The following is a 25008-nucleotide window of genomic DNA, read 5'->3' on the forward strand; positions in this document are numbered from 1 at the left end:
TGGCTGTGTGTGTTGCGCCTTTCTGGTTCCCTTGTTGGGCCGTTGAGTTGCCGGGGCATTCACTTTAAGAGCAGAGCCCATCGCCGCAGACGCTTTGTTGCTGCACGAAGTCGCGACAAGCGCCAACAAATACAGCTTCCGCGATGTGCAGTGCACGGGCTCCTGCAGGTCTTGTGCAGATCGTGCGCGCAATCAGGCGCGACGGAACGGCTTGCTCAGATAGCGCGAGCCCTTCTCGCCGAAACGCCACGGCAGATCGATCGCTTTCGTGATGCCGATGCGCGGCCCCACTTCGAGTTCAGGCAGCGCCTGGTTGCCCGACGGCGCCAGCAGCTCGAATGGCGGCGCGTTCAGCGCCATGCCGTCGAAGCCGCGGTCGATGCCCAGCGCCTGGCCGACCCGGCCCGGCCCCGCGCACAGCAACCACAGGTCTTCAAGCCCGCGTCGCTCTTTAAGCCCGCGCCGCTCTTGCATGCGCTCGATGCCATGCGTCGGCTCCAGCGCGCGTATCAACACCCCGGCGCCATGCCCGACCTCGCGGCACACGAAGTTCAGGCACCAGTGAATGCCGTACGACCGATACACGTAGGCACGCCCCGGCGGCCCGAACAGCGCCGCGTTGTGCGGCCGCAGCCCGATGAACCCATGCGCCGCCGGCTCGGTGCTGTCGTAGGCCTCGGTCTCGACGATGCGCCCGCCCACGCCGTCGACCAGCACGGTCACGCCGATCAACCGGCGCGCCACTTCTTGCGCGGGGCCTTCGAAGCCGAGGGATTCAACAACAGAGGGCAAGGTGCGGGAGTGCATGCGCGTCGATCGTAGCCGTGGTGGCCTCGCGATGGTTCAGGCAGCCCGCGCACGTTTCAGGCAACCCAGCAGCACCTGGAACGCCGGTTCGATGTCCGCCTCTTGCACGCACGCGTACCCCAGCAGCAGCCCGCGCTGCGCGCTCTTGCGCCGGTAGTAGCGCGACAGCGGGCGCGTGAGCACGCCGTGGGCTTCCGCGTCTTGCGAGACGGCCACGTCGTCGCAGCCCTCGGGCAGTTGCAGCACCAGGTGCAGCCCGGCGTTGCTCGCCTGCGGGTGCAGGTACGCCGGCCCCAGGTGCGTGGCGATGAGCCCGGCCAGCAGCGCGCGCCGCCGCGCGTACAGCACGCGCATGCGGCGGATGTGCGCGGCGTAGTGGCCCTGGTCGATCAGCTCGGCCAGCGCCACCTGCGTGAGCGCATGGCCTTCGCGGTACAGGTCGGCATGCGCCGTGCGAAAGGGCGCGGCCAGCGCGCGCGGCAGCACCATGTAGCCCACGCGCAGGCCGGGGAACAGCGTCTTGCTGAAGGTGCCGACATAGATCACGGGGCTGTCGGGCTCCAGCCCCTGCATCGACGGAATCGGCCGGCCCGCGAAGCGGAATTCGCTGTCGTAGTCGTCCTCGAAGATCCAGCCGCCCGAGGCGCGCGCGTGGTCGAGCAGCGCGCGGCGCCGCGCCAGGCTCATCACCGAGCCCAGCGGGTACTGGTGCGAAGGCGTCACGAAGATCAGGCGCGGCGGCGTGCCGCCGTGCGGCCAGCCGGCCTCGGGGCTGTCGTCGCCAGTTTCGACCTTCAGCGCGCGCACGCGCGTGCCGTCCATCTGCAGCACCTTGTGAAAGCCCCAGTAGCCGGGCTCTTCCACCCACACGGTGTCGCGCGGGTCGGCCAGCATGCGCAGCGACAGGTCGATGGCCTGGTGCACGCCCTCGGTCACCAGCACCTGGTCGGCGTTGCAGCGCACCGCGCGCGCCACGCGCAGGTGCTCGGCAATGGCCTCGCGCAGCGCCGGGTGGCCGCCGCCGTGCGAATAGGTGAGCAGGTCGGGCGTGGGCGCGCGCCACAGCCGCGACACGATGCGCCCGAAGGTGCGGTGCGGAAACTGCGTCACGTCGGGCACGCCGGGCATGAAGGCGCCCCACTGGCGCGGCGCCGCCGCCGCGTCGGCCACCAGCGCCTGTGCGCGTTTGGCCAGCCGCACGGCGGCGGGCGCCTCGGGGGCGGCGGCGCGCGCGCGGCCGGCGCTCAACTGGCTCTCTGGCGTGGTCGCGGCCACGAAGGTGCCGCTGCCCACGCGCGAATGCACATAGCCCTCGGCCTGCAGCTGCGCGTAGGCGTGCAGCACGGTGTTGCGCGACATGGCAATTTCGCGCGCCAGGTCGCGCGAGGCGGGCAGGGGACTCGAGGGCGGCAGGCTGCCGTCGAGGATGGCCTCGCGCAGGCAGTCGTACAGCTGGCGGTTCAGCGCGGCCCCGGCATCGGGGGCGAGGCGTTGCAGCACAAGGTCGGCACAGATGGATTTCATGCGGGTTTTCAAATGGCCCCATGCATTTGAGCGGAAGCGGATCTTTTCGATGGGGCCAATGCCGGATTCAATCAGATCTTTCGAGCGATCTCCATCCTTCTTTCTTTCCGTCCTTCTTTCTCTTTCCAGCGAGCCTCCATGACCACCAACAGCGAACTCAAGAACCGCCGCCTCGCCGCCACCCCGCGCGGTGTGGGCGTGATGTGCGACTTTCATGCCCAGCGTGCCGAGAACGCGAGCCTGTGGGACGTGGAAGGCCGCGAGTACATCGACTTTGCCGCCGGCATCGCGGTGCTCAACACCGGCCACCGCCACCCGAAGCTGGTCGCCGCCATCGAGGCGCAGCTGGCCCGCTTCACCCACACGGCCTACCAGATCGTTCCCTACGAAAGCGCGATTGCGCTGGCCGAGCGGCTGAACGCGCTGGTGCCCATCTCGGGCCCGGTGAAGACGGCCTTTTTCACCACCGGCGCCGAGGCGCTGGAAAACGCCGTGAAGATCGCGCGCGCCCACACCGGCCGCGCCGGCGTGGTGGCCTTCGGCGGCGGCTTTCACGGCCGCACGCTCATGACGCTGGCCATGACGGGCAAGGTCGCGCCCTACAAGCTGGGCTTCGGCCCGTTCCCGGCCGACGTGTTCCACGTGCCGTTCCCCAGCGCGCTGCATGGTGTGAGCGCGGCCGATTCGCTGGCCGCGCTGGCGCGTCTGTTCAAGACCGACATCGACCCGCAGCGCGTGGCCGCGATCGTCATCGAACCGGTGCAGGGCGAGGGCGGTTTCAACGTCGCGCCCACCGAGCTGCTGCAGGGCCTGCGCGCGCTGTGCGACACGCACGGCATCGTGCTGATCGCCGACGAGGTGCAAAGCGGCTTCGCGCGCACGGGCAAGCTCTTTTCCATGCAGCACCACGGCGTGGAGCCCGACCTGGTCACCATGGCCAAGAGCCTGGCGGGCGGCATGCCGCTGTCGGCGGTGGCGGGGCGCGCGGCCATCATGGACGCGCCCGCCCCGGGCGGCCTGGGCGGCACCTACGCGGCCAACCCGCTGGCCGTGGCATCGGCGCATGCGGTGCTCGACGTGATCGTGGAAGAAAAGCTGTGCGACCGCGCCGCCGAACTGGGCTCGCGCCTGGTGTCGCGCCTGCTCGACGCGAAGGAATCGAACAAGGCCATCGCCGAGGTGCGCGCGCAGGGCTCCATGGTCGCCATCGAGCTGTGCGACCCCGCCACCGGCGCGCCCGACGCCGAGGCCGTGAAGCGCGTGCAGGCCAAGGCGATGGAGCAGGGCCTGCTGCTGCTGAGCTGCGGCATGTACGGCAACGTGATCCGCTTCCTGTACCCGCTGACCATTCCCGATGCGCTGTTCGAACGCGCGCTGGGCATCATCGACAACGCGCTGAAGGCTTGATGGAAATACGCGCATGACCAACACCGACACAAACACCAACCCCCTGGGCCTGAAGCGCCCCGACCTGCTGCGGCCCGCCTGCCTCATCGACGGCGAATGGGCCGGCGCCGACAACGGCGCCACGCTCGCCGTGACCGACCCCGCCACCGGCCGGCACATTGCCGACGTGCCCCGCATGGGCCGCGCCGAAACCGAGCGCGCCATTGCCGGCGCCGCCGCCGCGCTGCCTGCCTGGCGCGCCCGCACCGCCCGCGAGCGCGCCCAGGTGCTGCGCCGCTGGGCCGACCTGATGCTCGCGCACCAGGACGACCTGGGCCGCCTCATGACGCTGGAGCAGGGCAAGCCGCTGGCCGAAGCGCGCGGCGAAATCGCCTACGCCGCCTCTTTCATCGAATGGTTCGCCGAAGAGGCCAAGCGCGTCGATGGCGAGGTGCTGCAGCCGCAGCGCGGCGGCCAGCGCATCGTGGTGCTCAAGCAGCCCATCGGCGTGTGCGCGGCCATCACGCCGTGGAATTTTCCGGCCGCGATGATCACGCGCAAGGTCGGCCCCGCGCTGGCCGCGGGCTGCACCATCGTCGTGAAGCCGGCCGAGCTCACGCCGCTGAGCGCCTTTGCGCTGGGCGTGCTGGGGCTGGAGGCCGGCCTGCCGCCGGGCGTGCTGCAGATCGTGACCGGCGACGCACCGGCCATCGGCGCCGCGCTGTGCGAGAGCGACACCGTGCGCAAGCTCAGCTTCACCGGCTCCACCGGCGTGGGCCGCCTGCTGATGCAGCAGTGCGCGCCCACCATCAAGAAGCTGTCGCTGGAGCTCGGCGGCAACGCGCCGCTCATCGTGTTCGACGACGCGGACCTGGAGCGCGCGGTGGAAGGCATCGTCGCTTCCAAGTTCCGCAACGCGGGGCAGACCTGCGTGTGCGCGAACCGCATCTACGTGCAGTCGGGCATCTACGAGGCGCTGTCGCAGCGGCTGGTGCAGGCGGTGGAAGCGATGCGCGTGGGCAACGGGCTGGAAGCCGGCGTGGTGCAAGGCCCGCTCATCGATTCGCGCGCGGTCGCCAAGGTGCGCGAGCACATCGACGATGCGCTCACGCAGGGCGCGCAGCTGCGCACCGGCGGCAAGCCGCATGCGATGGGCGGCACCTTCTTCGAACCGACCGTGCTCACCGGCGTCACGCAGCAGATGCGCGTGGCGCGCGAGGAAACCTTCGGCCCGCTGGCGCCGCTGTTTCGCTTCGACACGGAAGAAGAAGCCATCGCCATGGCCAACGACACGGTGTTCGGCCTGGCGGCCTATGTGTTCACCGAAGACCGCCGTCGCATCTGGCGCGTGGGCGAGCAGCTTGAAACGGGCATGGTCGGCATCAACACCGGCCTGATTTCCAACGAGGTCGCGCCCTTCGGCGGCGTGAAGCAGTCGGGGCTCGGGCGCGAAGGCTCGCGCCACGGCATCGAGGACTACCTGGAGCTGAAGTACCTCTGCCTGCAGGACTGAGGAAAGAACCGGGGCCGAAAGCGCTTCGGCTTCAGCCCACGGCCTTGATGAGCCGCTCGCGCCCCGCCTTCGCGAGCATCGAGGCCACGGCGCACGAGGCGAGCCGTGCCGGTTCGGAATCGGCGCGGCTCGTGAGGATCACCGGCACCTTGGTGCCCAGCACGATGCCCGCCGCATAGGCGCCGCCCAGGAAGGTCAGGCTCTTCGCGAGCATGTTGCCCGCGTCCAGGTCGGGCACGATCAGCACGTTGGCACGCCCCGCCACCGGCGACACGATGCCCTTGATGCGCGCGGCCTCGGGGTCGATGGCGTTGTCCATGGCCAGCGGGCCGTCGAGCTGCGCCCCGGTGATCTGGCCGCGGTCGGCCATCTTGCACAGCACGGCGGCATCGAGCGTGGACGGCACCTTGGCGTTCACCGTCTCGGTGGCCGACAGCAACGCCACGCGCACGCTGGGCATCTGCAGTGCGTGCGCGAGGTCGATCGCGTTTTGCACGATGTCGACCTTCTCCTCGAGCGTGGGCGCGATGTTGATCGCCGCGTCGGAAATGATCAGCGGCTGCGAGTGGCCCGGCACGTCCATCACGAAGCAATGGCTGATGCGGCGCGAGGTGCGCAGCCCGCCTTCGCGGCGCACCACCGCGCCCATGAGCTCGTCGGTGTGCAGGCTGCCCTTCATCAGAGCATCGACCTCGCCGCGCAGGGCCATGGCCACGGCCGCGTCGGCCGCGGCATGGCTGTGCGGCGCATCGACGATGTCGAAGGCCGACAGGTCCGCGCCGATGGACGCCGCCGCCGCCTCGATGCGCTCGCGCGGGCCGATGAGCACCGGCGCGATCAGGCCCAGCCGCACGGACGACAGCACTGCCTCCAGCGACACGTCGTTCACCGGGTGCACGACGGCCACGCGCAGCGGCGGCAGCGCGCGGGCCGTGGCGATGAGGCGGTCGTAATGGGGGTGAGCTTGGGGGTGAGCCTGACCTTGGGCATTGGGTTGTGCGGCAGCAGATGAAGACGCCATGGCGGGCTCCGAAGGGTGAGGGGTGAAGGGCGTCAGGACGCGCGAACCAGCGGGTGCCGCAGCACGCGCTCGCACACCGCGCGGCGGTCGGTGAGCTTGGCGTGCTCTTGCAGCCAGGCCTTCTCGTCCGCGGGCGTGGCCGCCTTGGTGGCGGTGGCCTTGGCGTGCGTGAGCCGCGCCACGTCGAGCGCGCGTTCCAGCGCTTGCTTGCAGGGCCGGTACTTTTCGGTGGCGTCGGTTTCGGTGGGCCATTGGCTCACCTGCTTTTCCAGCGTCTTGGTGAGCGTGTCGAAGGCCTTGCGGTCGGCCATCGCCTTCAGGTCGGTCACCTGGCTGGCCAGGTCGTTGAGCATGTGCTGGGAGGCCTCGGCCATCTCGCGCACCAACTCCTCGTCGGCGGCCAGGGCGTTGTGGAGGCACGCCATCGTCAGGACGGCTGCGCACAGCCATCGGGTCTTTCGCTTGAACTGCATGGCGGCAAAGCTTAGTCGATGCCGTGCGGCGGGCCCGCGGCGAAAGCCCCGTGGCGGCCGTCAGCGCTCCGCTTCGACGAACGAGTCGAGTTGAAACAGACTGTTAACCAGGCTCTAGAATCCGCGCCAAAACGTGGAGTGCCCCAGTGCCAGGCGTCAAGACCAGGCTCGGGGCATCAGAAAAAAGATCATTTCTGGAGGAGAAGATGAAGCGTGTCGTTCGTGCGGCCCTGGCGGGCCTGGTGTCTCTGGTGTCTCTGGTGGTTGCGGGTTGTGGCGGTGGGGGAGGAGGGGGCGGCGGAGGCGGCGGTGCTGCGTTCCCGCTGGTTGCCGCGCCCGCGGCGCCGCAGGTCAATTACGTCAACGGGCTTTCCATTCGGCTCAACCAGCCTGCCAGCGTCAGCAGCACGGTCTACGAGGGCCAGCAGATTCCCAGCGTGCTGGTCTCGGGCACGCTGTCCGGCGACGTGAGCTTGCTCAACGGCAAGGTGCTCGTGCTGCTGGTCGTGGTGCCGGACCCGTTGTTCGAAGAGAAGCCCTCCGTCAGCATCAACGCGACCGGGCTGTCGGCTTCGCTGCTGTTGACCGGCAAGGTCGCACCGGACGGCGCCAAGGTCTACAAGGACAACATCACGGTCAAGGCCTGCCTCGACGCCGCCTGCCAGTCGGAAATTCGGGTCGAGAACCCGCAGGTGCCTTACACCGTCACCGTCAAGACCGGGCTGACGCTGGGCCAGAAGAGCGTCGATTTCGTGACCCCCTTCGGCACGTACCCGGCCCCGGTGACCGTGCCGGTCGGCTTGCCGGCGGACGCGGCCTCGTGGTCGGTTGCACCGGTGATCGGCGACACCGGCGGCTTCAAGGTCGAGAAGGCCGGCGACGGCTCGCCGAACATCGTCGTTTCGTTGGAAGGCCTTGCGCCCAGCGGCACGACATACAAGGGCAGCTTCTCGGTGAGGGCCAGCACGCAGGACGCCCAGCAGCTGAGCAGGATGCTCGACGTGTCGCTGCAGACCACGGCGTCGGCCGCGCCTTACGCGCCCTCCAGGCCGGAGGCCCGCTTCGTCGTCAAGCAGGGGTATCCGTACCTGACGGGCATGGATGCCGCCGTGTTCTTCCCCGGCAACACCAGCGACAAGATGAGCTACGTGAGCACGACGCTGTCCGCCCCACCGGGTGCGGACACGAGCATGTTCCCCAGCGGCTGGCTGTTCTTCTATTCGTACGACGAGGCGGGGCTGCCCCGGTTCGCGACGAAAAGCTACACCTGGAAGACGCAGGTGCAGGGTTGCTACAACGGCCAGTGCCTGGTGCCCGGCCGCTATACCGCGACGCTGCGGTTTCGCTACGCGCCGGATGGCCAGCCGGTTTCCATGTTCGACTTTCCGGTGGTGATGGACATCGTGCCCTGATGGCTCCGGCAAGAAGGGGCGAAATGGGAGAGACTGCGGCCCCGGCCCGGTTCTCCCATTTTTTTGCCTCTTCAAATCCAAGGCGACCGATGAAGAAACTTCCCCTTGCCCTCGCGTTGCTGGCCCTGTGCACAAGCGCCCTGGCCGCCGACCTGAAGGTGCTCACCGCCGGCGCCTTCAAGCCCGTGGTGGTCGCGCTGGCCCCTGTGTTCGAGCAGCGCACCGGCCACAAGCTCAGCATCGACAACGACACCGCGGGCGCGCTGCAGAAGCGCATCGCCGGTGGCGAGGCCTTCGACCTCGTGGTGCTCACGCCGGCGGCCATCGAGCAGCTGGCCGCGGCGGGCAAGGTGGCCGCGGGCACGTCGGCGCGGCTGGCGCGCGTGGCCATCGGCGTGGCGGTGAAGCAGGGCGCGCCGGCGCCCGACATCTCGAGCGTGGCGAGCTTCAGGCAGGCGCTGCTCGATGCGCGCGCGGTGGCCTACATCGACCCCGCAGCGGGGGGCTCCAGCGGCGTGTACCTGTCGCAGCTGTTCGTGAAGATGGGCATTGCGGCGCAGGTGCAGCCCAAGGCGGTGCTGGTGCCCGGCGGGCTGGTGGCGCAGCGCGTGGTCGACGGCGAGGCCGACCTTGCGGTGCACCAGGTCAGCGAAATCCTGGCGGTGCCGGGCGCCACGCTGGTCGGGCCGATTCCGGCGGAAGTGCAGAACTACACGGTGTACGCGGGAGCGGTGGGCGCCGCGGCGCGCGAGCCTTCGGCCGCGCAGGCCTTCCTGGCCTTGCTGGGCAGCGCCGAGGCACGCGCGGTGCTGGCGCAAAAGGGCATGGAAGCGCCCTGAGCGGCACGCGCAGCCCGTCCTGCTGGCGCTACTTGTCCTACACGCGCTACTTGTCTTGCTCGCGCTTTTGCGCCGCCGCGAACAGCGCCCCGCGAATCAACTGCAGCGACTGCCCGTGGCGGGCCGGATCGGCGGACACGTTCGAGGTGACGGCCATCACCAGTTCCATGGGCGGGTGCACCCAGATGAACTGGCCACCGTAGCCGGCCGCCATGAAAGTCGGCCGCGCCGCCTTGGAGGGCACCACCCACCACATGTAGCCATAGGGCAGCGACGCCGGCAGACCGCCCGCGTTCTGCGCCGTGGTGGCCTGCGCGACAAAAGACGCCGGAACGACCTGCCTGCCGTCCCACACCCCGTTCTGCAGAAAGAGCTGGCCCAGCCGAGCCATGTCTTCGGTGCGCATGCCCACGCCTCGCTGATACCTGGGCTCGTGCAGGCCCAGTGGCACGACCAGTTGCTCGCGCGTGTAGTCGGCCACCGGCATGCCGACCGCCTTCTCGAGCACGCTCGCGAGCACGGGAATCAGCGCGTTGTCGTAGGCAAAGGCCTGCCCGGGCGCGTGGGCCAGCGGCCGCGCCCACGCATCGCGCGGGCGGCCCGCCGGGCGGGTGCCGGTGGGGTCGTCGACCGCGAAGCCGGCGCTCATGGTGAGCAGGTGGCGCACGGTGATGGCCTGCGCGCGCGGGTCGGTGTTCAACGCTGCCCACTCGGGCATGAGCGCGACCACCGGCTGGTCGAGGCTGGCGATGCGGCCTTGCGCGACGGCGATGCCGGCCAAGGTCGACAGCGCGCTCTTCATCACCGAGTGCACGTCGCGCAACGCATCGGGATTGCCGTCGCGCCAGTACTGGTAGACCAGGCGGCCGCCCTGGGCGACGACCACGCTCTGCACGTCGGTGAAGCGCTCGGCGATGGTCTCGTTCACACCCTGGAAGGCAGCGGCGTCGAGCGCCTGTTGCGCTGGCGTGGAGGGCCGCCACTGCGCGGCCGCGCCCAGCGCCACGAGCGGCAGTGCCAGCGCGAGGGAACGGGCAAGGGAGCGAGCCAGGGATCGGGCGTAGGCACGGGCACGGGCACGGGCAAGGTGCCAACGCGCGGGAGTCGAACTGCTTTGCACGGCGTCTCCTTCGTCAGGTGGTCGAACCGCGCGATTCTGCCAAGCCCTCAGAACTTGTACGTCGCCTTCACCCATGCATTGCGCGGCGCGCCGTAGGTGTAGCCGTTGTACCCGCCCAGCCCAGTGTAGTAGCGCTTGTCGCCCAGGTTCTCGATGTTCAGCGAGGCGCTCAGCTGCTTGTTGAAATCGTAGCGCGCCATCAGGCCGATAAGCGTCAGGCCGCCCTGCGTGGCGCGGCCGGTGCCGTAGGACTCGTCGTAGTAGATGTCGCTCTGGTAGCTCACGCTGCCGCCGATGGTGAGCTTGCTCCAGTCGCCCGGAAAGCGGTAGCTGGTGGCCACGCGGAACAGGCGGCGCGGGTACGTGGGGTTCAGCAGCACCTCCTTGTTGTCGCGCTTGGCGTGGTAGGTGTAGCCGCCCATCACCTGCCAGCCGCGTGCGAGCTCGCCCGACACGGTGGCCTCGAAGCCCTTGCTGCGCGCACCCTTCACGGCGCGGTACGGCGCGGTGCCGTCGCCCAGCAGCGGCGCGCCGCTGTCGAGCACGGCCAGGTTGTCTTCCTGCGTGCGGAACACCGAGAAGCTGGTGTTGAGCCTGCCGTCCCAGTGCTCGCCCTTGATGCCCAGCTCGGTGTTGGTGCCGCGCTTGGGGTCGAGCACCTGGTTGCTCGCGTCGCGCAGGGTGTTGGGCTGGAAGATGTCGGTGTAGCTCGCGTACAGCGAATACTCCTTGCTCAGGTCGTACACCACGCCCACGTAGGGCGTGAACACGGCGTCTTCCTTCACGGGCTTGTTGGTCACCAGCGCGCCGCGCGTGCCGTTGGTCCACAGGCGCTGCGACGAGGTGTTCTCGTACCAGCTCACGCGCCCGCCCACCAGCACCGAGAGCGCGTCCGCCGGCCTGAAGCGCACGGCGCCGTACAGGCCCTTTTCTTCGGTCTTGCCGTTGAACTGGTTCAGCGGGTAGTCGAACGAAGGCTGCGCGATGGCGCCCAGGTTGAAGATGCTCACCGTGCGGCGGTCGAAGGCGTTGGGCACCGCGCCCCAGTTGCCATAGCCGTAGGTGTAGCGGTTGATGTTCAAGCCCACCGAGGCCTCGTGCGTGCGCCCGAACAGCTCGAAGGGCCCGGTGGCGTACACGTCGAGCGACTTGTTGTTGCTCTCGGCCGGGTTGTTGGCCACCTGCACCACGCCCAGGTTGGCCAGCGGGTTCAGCGCGGCCGGGTACAGCCAGAGGTCGCCGCTGAAGCGCTCGCGGTCGTTCCTGGCGTAGGCCGCGTCGGCCTTCAGGCGCCAGCCGTTGTCGAAGCGGTGGTCGAGGTTCACGAACAGGCGCTGCGTGGTCATGTCCCATGTGCTCCAGGGCGTGCTGGAGTTGTACGAGCGCGGCAGGCTGGTGGCCAGGCCGTTGCGGTAGAAGAGCGGCGACTGGCCGAAGTTGGCGCCGTCGATGGCGGTCTTCTGGTACTCGTAGCCGGCGCTCAGCAGGGTGCGGGGCGACAGGTCGAGTTCGGCGATGCCGTAGAACACGTCTTCGGCCTGCTTCTTGTTGTCGATGAAGCTGTCGCCCGCGGTGTACGAAGCCACCACGCGGCCGCGCAGCGTGCCGGCGGCGTTCAGGCTGCCGCCCATGTCGAGTTCGCTGGTGTAGCGGTTCCACGAGCCGAAGCCCGCGGTGACGTGGCCCGAGAACTCGGTGCCCGGGCGCTTGCGCACCAGGTTGACCGAGCCGCCCGGCGAGCCCGCGCCGTTGAGCAGGCCGGCCGCGCCGCGAATCACTTCCACGCGGTCGTAGATGCTGGTGCTCGCCATGCTCGACTCGCCCGCCACGGTGTTGTACGAGAGCGTGGGCACGCCGTCGATCAGGGTGCCCAGCGCGAAGCCGCGCGACGAGAAGGTCACGCGCTCGTCGAGCCGGTCGGCCACGATGCCGGGCGTCTGGCGCAGCACGTCGACCAGGGTGCTCAGGTTCTGGTCTTCGATCTGCTGGCGGCCGATGACGCTGACCGACTGCGGCGTCTCGCGCAGCGAAAGCGCCATGCGCGTGCCGGCGCCGGTGGCGTGCGTGGTGTACGAGCCGGTGGCTTCGGTGGTGGTGTCGGCAGGGCCCTGGGCCGAGACGGTCACCGCGGGCAGCGTGGCTTCGTCGGCGCCCGACGCGGCCCGCACCGGCTTGACCACCACCGCGTTGCCGTTGAGCTCGGCGGCCAGGCCGCTGCCCGCGAGCAGCCGGCCCACGGCGTCGCGCGGCGTGAGGTTGCCCGAGACGGCGGGCGCGGTCTTGCCGGCGACCAGCGCGGGCGGGAACATGAGCTGCAGGCCGGCCTGGCGTGCCAGCTCGTTCAGCGCGGGGCCCAGCGGCTGCGCGGTGATCGCGAGGGGGCGCGAAGTGTTGAACACGCCCGCGGCCTGCGGCTGCTGCGCGTGGGCCGTGGCCGACAGGCTCGCGGCGAAGGCGGTGGCAGCGGCGACCAGGGCCAGGGGTGCAAGAACGAAACGCGGTTGCCGCATGGGTGGAGAACTCCGAAACAAGGGGAAAGAAAGGCGTGGAAACGGGGACGAAAAAAACGTCGCTGAACATGGAGTCGCACGGCGCGGCGGAACCCTCACGTCCGTGGCGCAAAATTATTCGAAGGCCTTGCCGGTGCCCGAGACCGGCGGCTCACGCTGACCCACCCGTTCACCCTGTTCGCTCCCTCGCATGAAAGGAAAGCCGATGCCCGACACCGACGACCTTGCTTCGCAGCCGCTCTATCACGGCACCAAGGCCGACCTGAAGCCGGGCGACCTCATCGCGCCGGGCTACGGCTCCAACTACGGCAAGGGCAAGCAGGCGCTCTACGTGTACCTGAGTGCCACGCTGGAGGCCGCCACGTGGGGCGCCGAGCTGGCGCGCGGCGACGGGCCAGGGCGCATCTACACCGTGGCGCCGACCGGCCCCATCGCGGACGACCCGAACCTCACGGACAAGAAATTTCCGGGCAACCCGACGAAGTCGTACCGCTCCAAGGACCCGCTGCGCGTGACCGGCGAGGTGCTGGACTGGAAGGGGCATTCGCCCGAGCAGCTCAAGGCGATGAAAGACGGGCTGGAGCGGCTGAGGCTGATGGGGGTGGAGGCGATCGAGGACTGAGCCGCGGCGCATGGAGCGCATGGAGCGGATGGAGCGTGCGGAGCGCATGAAGCACGGCCGGCCGCCTCCACAATTTCGCCTCGATTGCTCCCTAAGGTGCGCGGGTGCTTCATCTCGCCCGCCTTCCTTTCCGCTTCCCCGTTCGCCTTCCCCGTAGCTTCCTTGCTCGCCGAGCGGGCCCGCGCAAGACGCTGACTACCGTCGTCGGCACGACGCTCTCTGTGCTCGCGGTTCTCGCCGCCGGCTGTTCGCAACCGCCCGCCGCACCGGTGGAAAGCCGGGCCCGGCTCGCTCCCGCGCCAACCCCGCAAAGCGTCTGCAGCGTCGAGCTGTACGGCGACTCCATCCTGCACGGCGGCTACCTCGGCGACCGCCGGTTGAAGGAGCCGCCCGCCGATGCGCTGCGGCGTTTGCGCCCGCGCTACCGGGTGGTCGATCGCTCGGTGAACGGCGAAACGGCCGGCACCCGCTCGGCTTCGTTCGCGAGCGAAGAGCGATCGGGCCGCATCGTCGTCATCCAGTACGGGCTCAACGACGCCATGCAGGGGCTGCCGCTGGAAACTTCTTTGCGCGCGATGGTCGCCAAGGCCAGGGCGGAAGGCCGGCATGTGGTGCTCACGGGCCTGTCGCGCACGCTGGTCGGCGCCGACGTGCGCGACCGGGGCGACGCCGCGGTGCGGCGGGTGGCCAGGGAGCTGGCCGTGCCCTTCGCCGACTGGGGCAGCGTGCCGGTGCGCCCCGCGGAGATGGCGGACATCCTGCACCCGGACCAAGCGTATTCGGCTCGGCTCGTCGAGCACCTGGTGAGGGTGCTGGACACCGTGGCGCCCGAATGTGTGTGACTTGCGCGTGAACTGCGTATAAGAGCTCGGGCCTCGCCGGCCACTACTGGCCGGCGACCCCGACCACCTCGAGCACCGACCCACGCCGCTCCAGCCGCACCGGCAGCAACTGCGGCAGCGCCTGCGCGAAGGTGCCGACCTGCCGCAGGTCGAAGCTGCCGCCCAGCCGCATCGCGCCCACTGCCGGGTCGCGCACCACCAGGCCGGTGTCGCCGTAGCGTTCGAACTCGGCCAGCGCCTGCGCCAGCGGCGTGTCGTCGAAGCTCACGCGGCCCTGGCGCCACGCGGCCACGCCGCCCGGTGCCACGGCGACGACGGGCGCCAGCCGGCCGGCTTCGTCCGCCGTCACGCCCTGGCCCGCGCCCAGTTCGACACCGACACCGATACCGATGCCGGCATCGGCGCCCGGCGCCCCGCGCAAGGCCGCGCCCGACACCCGCACCCGGCCCGACTCCACCGCCACGGTGGTCTTGCCCGCGTCGATGCCCGAGGGCGTGTGGCGCACCGAGAAGCGCGTGCCGACGACCACCACGCGCGCGGCGCCAGCCAGCACGTGGAAGGGCTGCGCGGGGTTGCTGCTGACGATGAACATCGCCTGCCCGCCGACCAGCCGCACCTCGCGGTGCTCGCGGTACAGGCGCACCTCGGCCTGGGTGGCGGCGTCCAGCTGCAGCGTGCTGCCGTCGGGCAGGTCCACGTTCAGCCGCTGGCCGCGCGCGGTGGCGTAGTGCTTCTCGAAGGTGGGCTGGCTGCGCCAGCGGTCCCAGCCGAGCCAGCCGCCGCCGACCACGCCCACCGCCGTCGCGGCCATGGCGGCCTGCGGCACGAGGCGGCCGAGGTCGAGCAGCCATGCGCGGCGGCCGGGGGAGGCGGGGCGCTGGCGCGGCTTGGCGTGCGCGGCGCTTGTGGCAGCGGTCGCGGCGGCGGTGGCTTGCAATGCGTCCACCTTCAGGCCCTGCTTCAACGCATGGACGTGCTCGGCCGGCAGCTGGCGCACGCCGTCGAGGCTGTGGCCGAGCGCTTCGTACAGCGGGCCGTGCGACGCGTCGGCGGCCAGCCAGGCGCTGAACTCGGCCTGCGCGGCGGCGTCGAGCCCGTCGTGGCTGCGCGAGGCCCACAGCGCGGCCTGCAGTTCGGCGGCGTCTTGCGTGCGCGCGTAGGCCTCGAACTCGCGTGCGTCGGCGTCGTCCTGGGCAGCGTTCCGGTCTGCGGTGCGTGAAGGCGTGGTGTCGTGGGGGGCGTCGGCCTGCTTTGTCATGGCTTCTTTGGCTTCTTGTAGTTGGAGTCGCACGAGGCCGTCAAACCCTCACCCCCCGATTCACCCCGCAGCTGCCGCTCGCACGCCCGGCAGGCCAGCCGGCCGCGGGCGATGTGCTTTTCGACCATGCTGACCGAGGCGCCCATGCGCTCGGCGATCTCGGCGTGCGAAAGCCCGTCGAACACATGCAGCACGAAGGCCTCGCGGCAGCGCGGCGGCAGCGCCTCGATGGTGGCCACGTACGCGTTCACGCCCTGCGTGGAGGCGGCGATGGCATCGGGCTGCAGCTGCGCGGCGGCGGCGGGGTGCTCGGCCTCGGGCAGGCCGTCGAGGTCGCGGTGGTCGCGCAGCAGGCTGCGCCGGTGCCGGTCGACCATCACGTGGCGGGCCGTCTGGTAGAGCAGGGCGCGGGGCTCGGCAATGGGCACGGCGGCGCGCTGCATGGCGAGCACGCGTGCATAGCTTTCCTGCACGATGTCGGCCGCCGCGTCGCGGTCCTGGAGTGCGCGCGCGCAGAAATTCAGCAATTCACGGTAGTAACGGGTAACCACAAGAAATCCAAAGCCATGGGACGGTCCCGTCTGCAGGTTGGCTTTGGATGGGTGGCTGGCCTGGACGCTCGGGAGCGGCAGGCATTATCTACGAGGGGCGCATGGCAAGGCCAGGGTCAGGGTCAGAGCCTGGGCATGCATCGGCCCCTCGGTTGCCTTCAGCTCGCGTAGCGCTTTTCCAGCGCGTCGAGTTCGGGCTTGCGCACCAGCCGCTGGCGCTCGGCAAAGGGCACGACCAGCGCCGGGTCTTCGTCGATGCGCTTGGTTTCGCGCAGCACCGTCAGCGCCTTCTGCATGCCCGCGACAGCGCCCTGCAGCGCCGCGTTGGCATACAGCACGATGCCGTAGCCCAGGCCGGCCAGTTCCTCGGCGCCGAAGATGGGCGTCTTGCCGCCGATCACCATGTTCATGAGCTGGGGCTTGGCCAGGCGCCGTGGCAGCGCGCGAATCTGCTCGGCGGTGGTCACGGCCTCCACGAACAGGATGTCGGCGCCGGCCTCGCTGAACTTCTGTGCGCGTTCGATCGCGGCCTCGAAGCCCAGCGTGGCGGCCGCGTCGGTGCGCGCCATGACGAGCAGGTCGGCGTCGGTGCGCGCGTCCACGGCGGCCTTGATCTTGTCGACGGCTTCTTCGGTGGAGATCACGTCCTTGCCCGAGAAGTGGCCGCAGCGCTTGGGCGCGACCTGGTCTTCGAACTGGATGCAGTCGGCGCCCGCACGCTCCAGCACGCGCACCGTGTGGCGCACGTTCAGCGCATTGCCGAAGCCGGTGTCGGCGTCCACGATCAGCGGCAGGGCCACGGCGTCGCGGATGCGCGCGGTGTGGTCGGCAATTTCGTGCAGGCCCATGAAGCCCTGGTCGGGCAGGCCGAACCACATGTTGGTGACGCCCGCGCCGGTGACGTAGATGGCGTCGAAGCCCAGGTCTTCGACGACGCGCGCCGACAGGGCGTTGAAGGCGCCGGGCACCAGCACGCCGCGGCGCGCCTCGGCCAGGGCGCGGAGTGTCTTGCGAGTGGACATGGCGGTTTCCTGAATGAAAAAGAGGGAGGGGGTCGGTGAACGATCGATGGAAGGCGCGGCCTCAGAAGGCGTCGCCGGGCACGCGCACCCAGCCTTCCATCAGCACGCGCGCGCTGCGGCTCATCACGGCCTTGGTCACCTGCCATTGGCCGTCGACCTGCGCCGCCTGCGCGCCCACGCGCAAGGTGCCCGACGGGTGGCCGAAGCGCACGGCCGTGCGCTCGCCGCCGCCGGCCGCCAGGTTCACCAGCGTGCCCGGAATGGCGGCCGCGGTGCCGATGGCCACGGCCGCCGTGCCCATCATGGCGTGGTGCAGCTTGCCCATCGACAGCGCGCGCACCAGCAGGTCGACATCGCCGGCGGCCACCGGCTTGCCGCTGGAGGCGGTGTAGCCGGCGGGGCGCGCCACGAAGGCCACCTTGGGCGTGTGCTGCCGGCCGGCCGCCTCCTCGATGCTTTTGATGAGCCCCATGCGCAGCGCGCCGTGCGCGCGAATGGCCTCGAACCTGGCGAGGGCCGCCGGGTCGCTGTTGATCGCGTCCTGCAGCTCGGTGCCGGTGTAGCCGATGGCCTCGGCGTTCACGAAGATGGTGGGAATGCCGGCGTTGATCATCGTCGCCTGCAGCGTGCCGACGCCCGGCACCTCGAGCGCATCGACGAGCTGGCCGGTGGGGAACATCGCGCCGCCGCCACTGCCGCTGCCATTGCCTTCTTCTTCCGCGGCGGGGTCCATGAACTCCAGCTGCACCTCGGCCGCGGCGAAGGTCACGCCGTCGAGTTCGAAGTCGCCGGTTTCCTGCACCGCGCCGCCCGCCATGGGCACGTGCGCGACGATGGTCTTGCCGATGTTGGCCTGCCAGATGCGAACGACGGCCACGCCGTCGCGCGGCACGCGCTGCGCATCGACCAGGCCGTTGCTGATGGCGAAGGGGCCCACGGCCGCAGACAGGTTGCCGCAGTTGCCGCTCCAGTCGACAAAGGCCTGGTCGATGGACACTTGGCCGAACAGGTAGTCCACGTCGTGGCCAGGCCTGTCGCTTTTCGAGAGGATCACGGCCTTGCTGGTGCTCGACGTGGCGGCGCCCATGCCGTCGATCTGCTTGCCGTAGGGGTCGGGGCTGCCGATGACGCGCAGCAGCAGCGCGTCGCGCGCACGGCCCGGCACCTGGGCGGCGGCGGGCAGGTCTTGCAGGCGAAAGAAAACGCCCTTGCTGGTGCCGCCGCGCATGTAGGTGGCGGGAATCTTGATTTGGGGTGCGAAGGCCATGGGGAGGGTTCCGTTGCGTTCTGTGGCGTTCTATGGATCAGGCGGTCACGGCGGTGGTCGATGCGAGAAAGTCCTGCGCAAAGCGCTGCAGCACGCCGCCCGCTTCGTAGATCGACACCTCTTCCGCGGTGTCGAGGCGGCAGGTCATGGGCACGGCCAGCCGCTCGCCGTTGCGCCGGTGAACCACCAGCGTGAGGTCGGCGCGCGCCTGGGGCTTGCCGGCCACGTCATAGGTCTCGGTGCCGTCCAGGCCCAGCGTGAGGCGGTCGGTGCCGGGCTTGAACTCCAGCGGCAGCACGCCCATGCCGATGAGGTTGGTGCGGTGGATGCGCTCGAAGCCCTCGGCCGCGATGGCTTCCACGCCCGCGAGCCGCACGCCCTTGGCGGCCCAGTCGCGCGACGAGCCCTGGCCGTAGTCGGCACCCGCCACGATGATGAGCGGCTGCTTGCGCAGCATGTAGGTCTCGATGGCCTCCCACATGCGCATCACCCGGCCTTCGGGCTCCACGCGCGCCAGCGAGCCCGCTTGCACCGTGCCATCGGCCTTGCGCACCATTTCGTTCTTCAGCGTGGGGTTGGCGAAGGTGGCGCGCTGCGCGGTGAGGTGGTCGCCGCGGTGGGTGGCGTACGAGTTGAAGTCTTCCTCGGGCAGGCCCATCTTGTGCAGGTACTCGCCGGCCGCGCTGTCCAGCAGGATTGCGTTCGACGGCGACAGGTGGTCGGTGGTGATGTTGTCGGGCAGCAGCGCCAGCGGGTGCATGCCCTTGAGCGTGCGCTCGCCGGCCAGCGCGCCTTCCCAGTAGGGCGGGCGGCGAATGTAGGTCGACGCGGCGCGCCAGTCGTACAGCGGCGCCACCTGCTCGCCCGTGTCGGGCTGAATCGCGAACATCGGCTCGTACACCTGGCGAAAGTGCGCGGGCTTCACGCTGGCCTTGACGATGGCGTCGATTTCCTCGTCGTCGGGCCAGATGTCTTTCAGGCGGATCTCCTTGCCGTCGACCACCGTCAGCACGTCCTTCTCGATGTCGAAGCGCACCGTGCCCGCGATGGCATAGGCCACCACCAGCGGCGGCGACGCGAGAAACGCCTGCTTCGCATACGGGTGGATGCGGCCGTCGAAGTTGCGGTTGCCCGAGAGCACCGCGGTGGCGTACAGGTCGCGCTCCACGATCTCTTGCTGGATGACCGGGTCCAGCGCGCCCGACATGCCGTTGCACGAGGTGCAGGCATAGGCCACCACGCCGAAGCCGAGCTGCTCCAGCTCGCCCATCAGCCCGGCCTCCTGCAGGTACAGCGTGACGGCCTTGGAGCCGGGCGCCAGCGATGTCTTCACCCACGGCTTGCGCACGAGGCCCACGCGGTTGGCGTTGCGCGCCAGCAGGCCGGCCGCGATCACGTTGCGCGGGTTGCTGGTGTTGGTGCAGCTGGTAATGGCCGCGATGATGACGGCGCCGTCGGGCATGCGGCCCGGCTCGTCTTTCCACGGCGCGGCAATGCCGCGCGCCGCGAGCTCGGTGGTGGCCACGCGCGCATGCGGGTTCGACGGGCCGGCCATGTTGCGCACCACCGTCGACAGGTCGAACTGCAGCACGCGCTCGTACACCGCGTGCTCCAGCGCATCGGCCCACAGGCCGGTGTGCTTCGCATAGGTTTCGACCAGGCGCACCTGCGCGTCGTCGCGGCCCGTGAGGCGCAGGTAGTCGATGGTCTGCGAATCGATGGCGAACATGGCGGCGGTGGCGCCGTATTCGGGCGCCATGTTCGAGATGGTCGCGCGGTCGCCCAGCGTGAGGCTCGATGCACCCGTGCCGTGGAACTCCAGGTACGCGCCCACCACCTTCTGCTGGCGCAGGAACTCGGTCAGCGCCAGCACCACGTCGGTGGCCGTGATGCCGGGCTGCGGCCGGCCCGCGAGCTTCACGCCCACGATGACGGGCAGCCGCATCCACGAGGCGCGCCCCAGCATCACGTTCTCGGCCTCCAGCCCGCCCACGCCGATGGCGACCACGCCCAGCGCGTCGACATGCGGCGTGTGGCTGTCGGTGCCCACCAGCGTGTCGGGGAAAGCCACGCCCTCTTGCGCATGCACTACGGGCGACATCCGCTCCAGGTTGATCTGGTGCATGATCCCGTTCCCCGGCGGTATCACCTCCATGTTCTTGAAGGCGCGCCTGGTCCATTCGATGAAGTGGAAGCGGTCTTCGTTGCGCCGGTCTTCGATGGCGCGGTTCTTCGCGAAGGCGTCGGGGTCGAAGCCGCCGCACTCCACCGACAGCGAATGGTCGACGATGAGCTGCACCGGCACCACCGGGTTCACCTGCGCGGGGTCGCCCCCCTGTTCGGCGATGGCGTCGCGCAGGCCGGCCAGGTCGACCAGCGCGGTCTGCCCCAGGATGTCGTGGCACACCACGCGCGCCGGAAACCACGGAAAGTCATGCTCGCGCTTGCGCTCCACGATCTGCGTGAGGCTCTGCGCCAGCAGCGCGGGGTCGCAGCGGCGCACCAGGTTCTCGGCGTGCACGCGCGAGGTGTAGGGCAGCGTGGCCCAGGCGCCGGCGCGCAGGGCCTCGACGGCCTCGCGCGCGTCGAAATAGTCCAGCAGCGTGCCGGGAAGGTTCTTGCGGTATTGGGTGTTCATGGGGCGTCTCGGGTCCCCATGCACGGATGCGGCACGGGGCCTTGTGTGTCTTGTGCTTCGCTTTTTACTTCCGATCCTGGATCGGCGCGAACTTCAGGTCTTCCGGCCCGGTGTAGTTGGCGCTGGGCCGGATGATCTTGTTGTCGATGCGCTGCTCGATGATGTGCGCCGCCCAGCCCGAGGTGCGCGCAATGACAAACAGCGGCGTGAACATGGCCGTGGGCACGCCCATCATGTGGTAGCTCACGGCACTGAACCAGTCGAGGTTGGGGAACATCTTCTTGGCCTCCCACATCACGCCCTCCAGCCGCTCGGCAATGTCGAACATCTTGGTCGAGCCGGCCCCGTGCGACAGCGACTTCGCCACGCCCTTGATGACCACGTTGCGCGGGTCGCTCACCGTGTACACCGGGTGGCCGAAGCCGATGACCACTTCCTTGGCCTCCACGCGGCGGCGGATGTCGGCCTCGGCCTCGTCGGGCGAGTCGTAGCGCTTCTGGATCTCGAAGGCCACCTCGTTGGCGCCGCCGTGCTTGGGCCCGCGCAGCGCACCGATGGCGCCGGTGATGGCCGAGTGCATGTCCGAGCCGGTGCCGGCCACCACGCGCGCGGTGAAGGTCGAGGCGTTGAACTCGTGCTCGGCGTACAGGTTCAGCGAGGTGTGCATGGCGCGCTCCCACTCGGCGCCGGGCTTCTCGCCGTGCAGCAGGTGCAGGAAGTGCGCGCCGATGGAGTCGTCGTCGGTCTCCACGTCGATGCGCTTGCCCTGCGTGGACCAGTGGTACCAGTACAGCAGCATCGAGCCCAGCGAGGCCATGAGCCGGTCGGCGATGTCGCGCGCGCCGGGCACGTTGTGGTCGTCCTTCTCGGGCAGCATGCAGCCCAGCGAAGAAACGCCGGTGCGCATCACGTCCATCGGGTGGGCGCTGGCGGGCAGTTGCTCCAGCGACTCTTTCAGGCTGGCGGGCAGGCCGCGCATCGACTTGAGCTTGGCCTTGTAGGCGCGCAGCTCTGCGGCGGTGGGCAGCTTGCCGTGCACCAGGAGGTGGGCGATTTCCTCGAACTCGCAGACCTCGGCGATGTCCAGGATGTCGTAGCCGCGGTAGTGCAGGTCGTTGCCGGTGCGGCCCACCGTGCACAGCGCGGTGTTGCCGGCGGTGACGCCGGAGAGGGCGACGGATTTCTTGGGCTTGAAGCCGGTGCTGGCTGGGGTGGCAGTGTTGGCGGTGTTGGCGGTGGGGGTGGCGATGTCGTTCATGCTGCTTCCTTTTCTGTGTGCAGGTAGGCGCCGGGAATGCGCGCGGGCCGTCCGTTCTTGTCGACGACCACCATCTCGAACAGCGACTGGAGCGCGGTGCGCGGCTCGCTCCCGAGCTGCTCGGCCGTGCCGCTCACGCACACGGTGAGCGAGCTGTGCCCGACGCGGCTGACCCACGCGCGCAGCCGCAGCACGCTGCCCACCGGCACGGGGGCCAGGAACTGCGCGTCGCCGCAACGGGCCATCACCACGTCGGCCTTCGCGAACGCCCGCGCGGCCAGGAAGGCCGCCTTGGACATCAGCAGCAGGGCGTTGCCGCCGAACAGCGTGCCGTAGTGGTTGGCGTGCTCGGGGAACACGATGTCCGTGAGCTCGAGCGCGGTGGGTGGGTTCGTCGTCATGGATTCGCAATTTACGCAATTGCGTGCCCATAATGAAGGGCTGAATTAGCCAATCATTGCGAATGAAAAACGCGGGTTTTGCAAATATTGCAAATTCTGGTTGTGAATTTCCGCCATTCGCCAGGAGCCTCACGATGAGCAAGACTTTCATGGGCGTGCGCCTGCGCAAGCTGCGCGCCGAGCGCGGCATGACGCAGGTGGCGCTGGCCCAGGCGCTGGGCCTGTCGCCCAGCTACCTCAACCAGATGGAGCAGAACCAGCGCCCGCTCACCGTGGCCGTGCTGCTGAAAATAAGCCGCACCCTCGGCGTCGATGTGCAGCAGTTTTCCGAAGACGAGGAAGCACGCCTGGTCTCCAGCATGCGGGACGCATTGGCCGACAACCCCGGCGGCGAGACCGTGGCGCTGCCCGAGCTGCGCGAGGTGGCTTCGCAGATGCCCGCCGTGGCGCGCGCGCTGCTGGCGCTGCACCGCCGCCACCAGGAGGCCATGGAGCGCCTGGAGATCATGGGCGCCGAGCTGGGCGACGGGCGCGGCGACTTCTCGCGCACGCGGCCCATGCCCTTCGAGGTGGTGCGCGACTTTTTCTTCTCGCACCAGAACCATTTCGACCCGCTCGACACGGCCGCCGAAAAGCTCGCCGCCGAGGCGCGCGGCCACGGCGGGCCGCTGTCCGAATGGCTGCTGCAGCGGCTCATGAAGCAGCACGGCGTGCGCGTGGTGCCCACCGACGACGACGCCGTCGACAGCCAGCGCCGCTACGACCCGACCAGCCGCGTGCTGCGCCTGTCGGGCAGCCTGGAGCCGGGGCAGCAGGCGTTCCAGCTGGCCACGCAGCTCGCGCTGCTGGAGCAGACCGCGCTCATCGAGTCATTGGTGGAAAGCGCCCGCTTCGGCGACGTGCCCGCGCATGCGCTGGCCCGCATCGGCCTGGCCAACTACTTCGCGGGCGCCATGCTGCTGCCATACGGCCTCTTCCTGAACGCCGCGGAAACGCTGCGCTACGACATCGACTTGCTGGCGCGGCGCTTCGGCGTGGGCTTCGAGACCATCTGCCACCGGCTGAGCACGCTGCAGCGCCCGGGCGCGCCGGGCGTGCCCTTCTTCTTCATCCGGGTGGACCGGGCGGGCAACATCTCGAAGCGGCAGTCGGCCACGCACTTTCACTTTTCGAAGACCGGCGGCACCTGCCCGCTGTGGAACGTGTACGAGGCCTTCGCGCAGCCCGGGCGCATCCTGCGGCAGCTCGCGCGCATGCCCGACGGGCGCACCTACCTGTGGGTGGCGCGCACCGTGTCGCACGGCCAGCGCGGTTTCGCCTCGCCGAGCAAGACTTTCTCCATCGGGCTGGGCTGCGACATCCGCCATGCGTCCCGGCTCATCTACGCCAAGGGGCTCGACCTGGCCGACCAGGAGGTGCCCACGCCCATCGGCATGGGCTGCAAGGTGTGCGAGCGCGACGCCTGCCCGCAGCGCGCGTTCCCGTTCATCGGCCGGCCGCTGGACGTGAACGAGAACGAAAGCCGGTTCACGCCGTACGCGGTGGCGGACGCCTGAGGGCGTGTGGCCCGGCGCCACCAAAAAAACAGCCCGCACAAGGCGGGCTGAATGGCCCCGATCTCGCAAAGGGCCTGTGGAGGGAGGTGTCCGCCGGAGGAATCAAGCGGACAAGGCAATGATGGCGACCAAATTGGGAGACTTTGTGGAGGGGCTCGCGGTTTTGCGTTTGCGTTTGCGTTCTCGGGGGCTGTCTACACTGCGGGCCGACGTTTTTTTCCATCCACATTCACCCATGACCTACCAGGCAGGACTCTTCAACGGCAAGCGCGCCCTCGTCGCCGGCGGCACGCAGGGCATCGGCGCGGTCATCGCCAACCACCTGGCCGCGCTCGGCGCGCAGGTGACGGCGCTCGGGCGCAGCGGCGGCGACGGCACGCTCGACGCGGCGGTCGACATCAGGTCGGCCGACATCTCGTCGTCCGACAGCCTGGCCGCGGCGCTGGCGGACATCGACCGGCTGGACATCGTCTTCAACTGCGCGGGCATCCTGCAGCGCGGCGCCGAGCACGACATCGAGGTGTTCGAGAAGGTGCTGGCCGTGAACCTCACCGGCACCATGCGCGTGTGCGGCGCCACGCGCGAGCGGCTGAAGGCCAGCAAGGGCTGCATCGTGAACACGGCGTCGATGCTGAGCTTCTTCGGCGGCGGCCTGGTGCCGGGCTACGCGGCGAGCAAGGGCGGCGTGGCGCAGCTCACCAAGTCGCTGGCCATCGCCTACGCGGCCGACGGCATCCGCGTGAACGCGGTGGCACCCGGCTGGATCGCCACCCCGATGACGCAAGCGCTGCAGGACGACCCCGCGCGCGCCGGCCCCATCCTCGCGCGCACGCCGCTGGGCCGCTGGGGCACGCCCGACGACGTGGCGCGCGCGGCCGTGTTCCTGTGCACGCCGGCGGCGTCTTTCATGACCGGGGTCATCCTGCCGGTGGACGGCGGGTACATGGTGAGTTGAGGGCAGGGGGCCTTCGTCGGCCTCTCTTTCTCT

The 25008-nt window shown here is 69.6% G+C and carries 21 protein-coding genes; 8 read left to right on the forward strand and 13 right to left on the reverse strand.

What is annotated here, in order from left to right:
- Positions 1-192: 192 nt before the first annotated feature.
- Positions 193-807 (reverse strand): DNA-3-methyladenine glycosylase, encoded by a 615-nt coding sequence (locus QTI51_RS13470; RefSeq protein WP_286514173.1) that lies wholly within the window; start codon positions 805-807, stop codon positions 193-195.
- Between the two features lie 36 nt (positions 808-843).
- Positions 844-2331, reverse strand: coding sequence for a MocR-like pyridoxine biosynthesis transcription factor PdxR (pdxR, locus tag QTI51_RS13475; RefSeq protein WP_286514176.1), 1488 nt, complete (start codon positions 2329-2331; stop codon positions 844-846).
- Between the two features lie 138 nt (positions 2332-2469).
- Between pdxR and QTI51_RS13480 the strand changes: the two genes are divergently transcribed.
- Positions 2470-3738 carry a 4-aminobutyrate--2-oxoglutarate transaminase gene (locus tag QTI51_RS13480; protein ID WP_286514179.1) on the forward strand — a complete coding sequence of 423 codons (1269 nt, stop codon included), beginning with the start codon at positions 2470-2472 and terminating at the stop codon, positions 3736-3738.
- Between the two features lie 13 nt (positions 3739-3751).
- Positions 3752-5230, forward strand: a complete 1479-nt coding sequence (locus QTI51_RS13485) for an NAD-dependent succinate-semialdehyde dehydrogenase (RefSeq protein ID WP_286514183.1) — start codon at positions 3752-3754, stop codon at positions 5228-5230.
- 31 nt (positions 5231-5261) lie between these two features.
- Here the strand turns inward: QTI51_RS13485 and QTI51_RS13490 are convergent, their stop codons facing one another.
- Together QTI51_RS13490 and QTI51_RS13495 are read right to left on the reverse strand one after the other, a co-directional pair.
- The gene (locus QTI51_RS13490) at positions 5262-6251 is read right to left on the reverse strand and encodes a phosphate acetyltransferase (RefSeq protein WP_286514185.1); all 990 of its coding nucleotides are present in this window, start codon (positions 6249-6251) and stop codon (positions 5262-5264) included.
- A 32-nt stretch (positions 6252-6283) separates the two neighbouring features.
- A complete protein-coding gene (locus tag QTI51_RS13495; protein WP_286547615.1) occupies positions 6284-6676 on the reverse strand; it encodes a hypothetical protein in 393 nt (130 codons plus the stop codon).
- Between the two features lie 254 nt (positions 6677-6930).
- On the opposite strand from QTI51_RS13495, the gene QTI51_RS13500 reads away from it, so the two are divergent.
- Together QTI51_RS13500 and QTI51_RS13505 are read left to right on the forward strand one after the other, a co-directional pair.
- On the forward strand, positions 6931-8136 hold the full coding sequence (locus QTI51_RS13500; RefSeq protein WP_286514189.1) for a hypothetical protein: 1206 nt from the start codon (positions 6931-6933) through the stop codon (positions 8134-8136).
- Positions 8137-8225: 89 nt separating this feature from the next.
- Positions 8226-8975: a substrate-binding domain-containing protein gene (locus QTI51_RS13505; protein ID WP_165840345.1), complete on the forward strand. Its 750-nt coding sequence runs from the start codon at positions 8226-8228 to the stop codon at positions 8973-8975.
- Positions 8976-9021: 46 nt separating this feature from the next.
- Here the strand turns inward: QTI51_RS13505 and QTI51_RS13510 are convergent, their stop codons facing one another.
- Positions 9022-10095 (reverse strand): serine hydrolase domain-containing protein, encoded by a 1074-nt coding sequence (locus QTI51_RS13510; protein ID WP_286514192.1) that lies wholly within the window; start codon positions 10093-10095, stop codon positions 9022-9024.
- A 47-nt stretch (positions 10096-10142) separates the two neighbouring features.
- A complete protein-coding gene (locus QTI51_RS13515) occupies positions 10143-12605 on the reverse strand; it encodes a TonB-dependent siderophore receptor (protein WP_286514195.1) in 2463 nt (820 codons plus the stop codon).
- A 205-nt stretch (positions 12606-12810) separates the two neighbouring features.
- Here QTI51_RS13515 and arr point away from each other — a divergent pair, with 205 nt between their 5' ends.
- Positions 12811-13227, forward strand: a complete 417-nt coding sequence (gene arr, locus QTI51_RS13520; RefSeq protein ID WP_116909960.1) for an NAD(+)--rifampin ADP-ribosyltransferase — start codon at positions 12811-12813, stop codon at positions 13225-13227.
- 269 nt (positions 13228-13496) lie between these two features.
- A complete protein-coding gene (locus QTI51_RS13525) occupies positions 13497-14069 on the forward strand; it encodes a GDSL-type esterase/lipase family protein (protein WP_286514200.1) in 573 nt (190 codons plus the stop codon).
- Between the two features lie 43 nt (positions 14070-14112).
- On the opposite strand, the gene QTI51_RS13530 is transcribed toward QTI51_RS13525, so the two are convergent.
- From QTI51_RS13530 to QTI51_RS13560, 7 genes are all read right to left on the reverse strand, one after another.
- Complete coding sequence (locus QTI51_RS13530; protein ID WP_286514203.1) at positions 14113-15327, reverse strand: FecR family protein; 1215 nt, start codon at positions 15325-15327, stop codon at positions 14113-14115.
- Complete coding sequence (locus tag QTI51_RS13535; RefSeq protein ID WP_116909958.1) at positions 15324-15878, reverse strand: RNA polymerase sigma factor; 555 nt, start codon at positions 15876-15878, stop codon at positions 15324-15326. Before QTI51_RS13535 ends, QTI51_RS13530 begins: the two co-directional genes overlap by 4 nt.
- A gap of 158 nt (positions 15879-16036) precedes the next feature.
- Positions 16037-16900: an isocitrate lyase/PEP mutase family protein gene (locus QTI51_RS13540; RefSeq protein ID WP_286514207.1), complete on the reverse strand. Its 864-nt coding sequence runs from the start codon at positions 16898-16900 to the stop codon at positions 16037-16039.
- A 61-nt stretch (positions 16901-16961) separates the two neighbouring features.
- A complete protein-coding gene (prpF, locus tag QTI51_RS13545; RefSeq protein WP_286514210.1) occupies positions 16962-18167 on the reverse strand; it encodes a 2-methylaconitate cis-trans isomerase PrpF in 1206 nt (401 codons plus the stop codon).
- 37 nt (positions 18168-18204) lie between these two features.
- Complete coding sequence (acnD, locus tag QTI51_RS13550; protein WP_286514211.1) at positions 18205-20805, reverse strand: Fe/S-dependent 2-methylisocitrate dehydratase AcnD; 2601 nt, start codon at positions 20803-20805, stop codon at positions 18205-18207.
- A gap of 64 nt (positions 20806-20869) precedes the next feature.
- A complete protein-coding gene (gene prpC, locus QTI51_RS13555) occupies positions 20870-22063 on the reverse strand; it encodes a bifunctional 2-methylcitrate synthase/citrate synthase (protein ID WP_286514212.1) in 1194 nt (397 codons plus the stop codon).
- The gene (locus tag QTI51_RS13560) at positions 22060-22464 is read right to left on the reverse strand and encodes an acyl-CoA thioesterase (protein WP_286514214.1); all 405 of its coding nucleotides are present in this window, start codon (positions 22462-22464) and stop codon (positions 22060-22062) included. The genes prpC and QTI51_RS13560 overlap by 4 nt, the downstream gene beginning before the upstream one ends.
- Positions 22465-22598: 134 nt before the next feature.
- Here QTI51_RS13560 and QTI51_RS13565 point away from each other — a divergent pair, with 134 nt between their 5' ends.
- Complete coding sequence (locus QTI51_RS13565; RefSeq protein WP_286514216.1) at positions 22599-24020, forward strand: short-chain fatty acyl-CoA regulator family protein; 1422 nt, start codon at positions 22599-22601, stop codon at positions 24018-24020.
- 235 nt (positions 24021-24255) lie between these two features.
- Positions 24256-24975 (forward strand): SDR family NAD(P)-dependent oxidoreductase, encoded by a 720-nt coding sequence (locus QTI51_RS13570; RefSeq protein ID WP_286514218.1) that lies wholly within the window; start codon positions 24256-24258, stop codon positions 24973-24975.
- The last annotated feature ends 33 nt before the right edge of the window (positions 24976-25008 follow it).

It is taken from the genome of Variovorax sp. J22G73, from assembly GCF_030317035.1.
In the GTDB taxonomy this organism is placed as follows: domain Bacteria; phylum Pseudomonadota; class Gammaproteobacteria; order Burkholderiales; family Burkholderiaceae_C; genus Variovorax.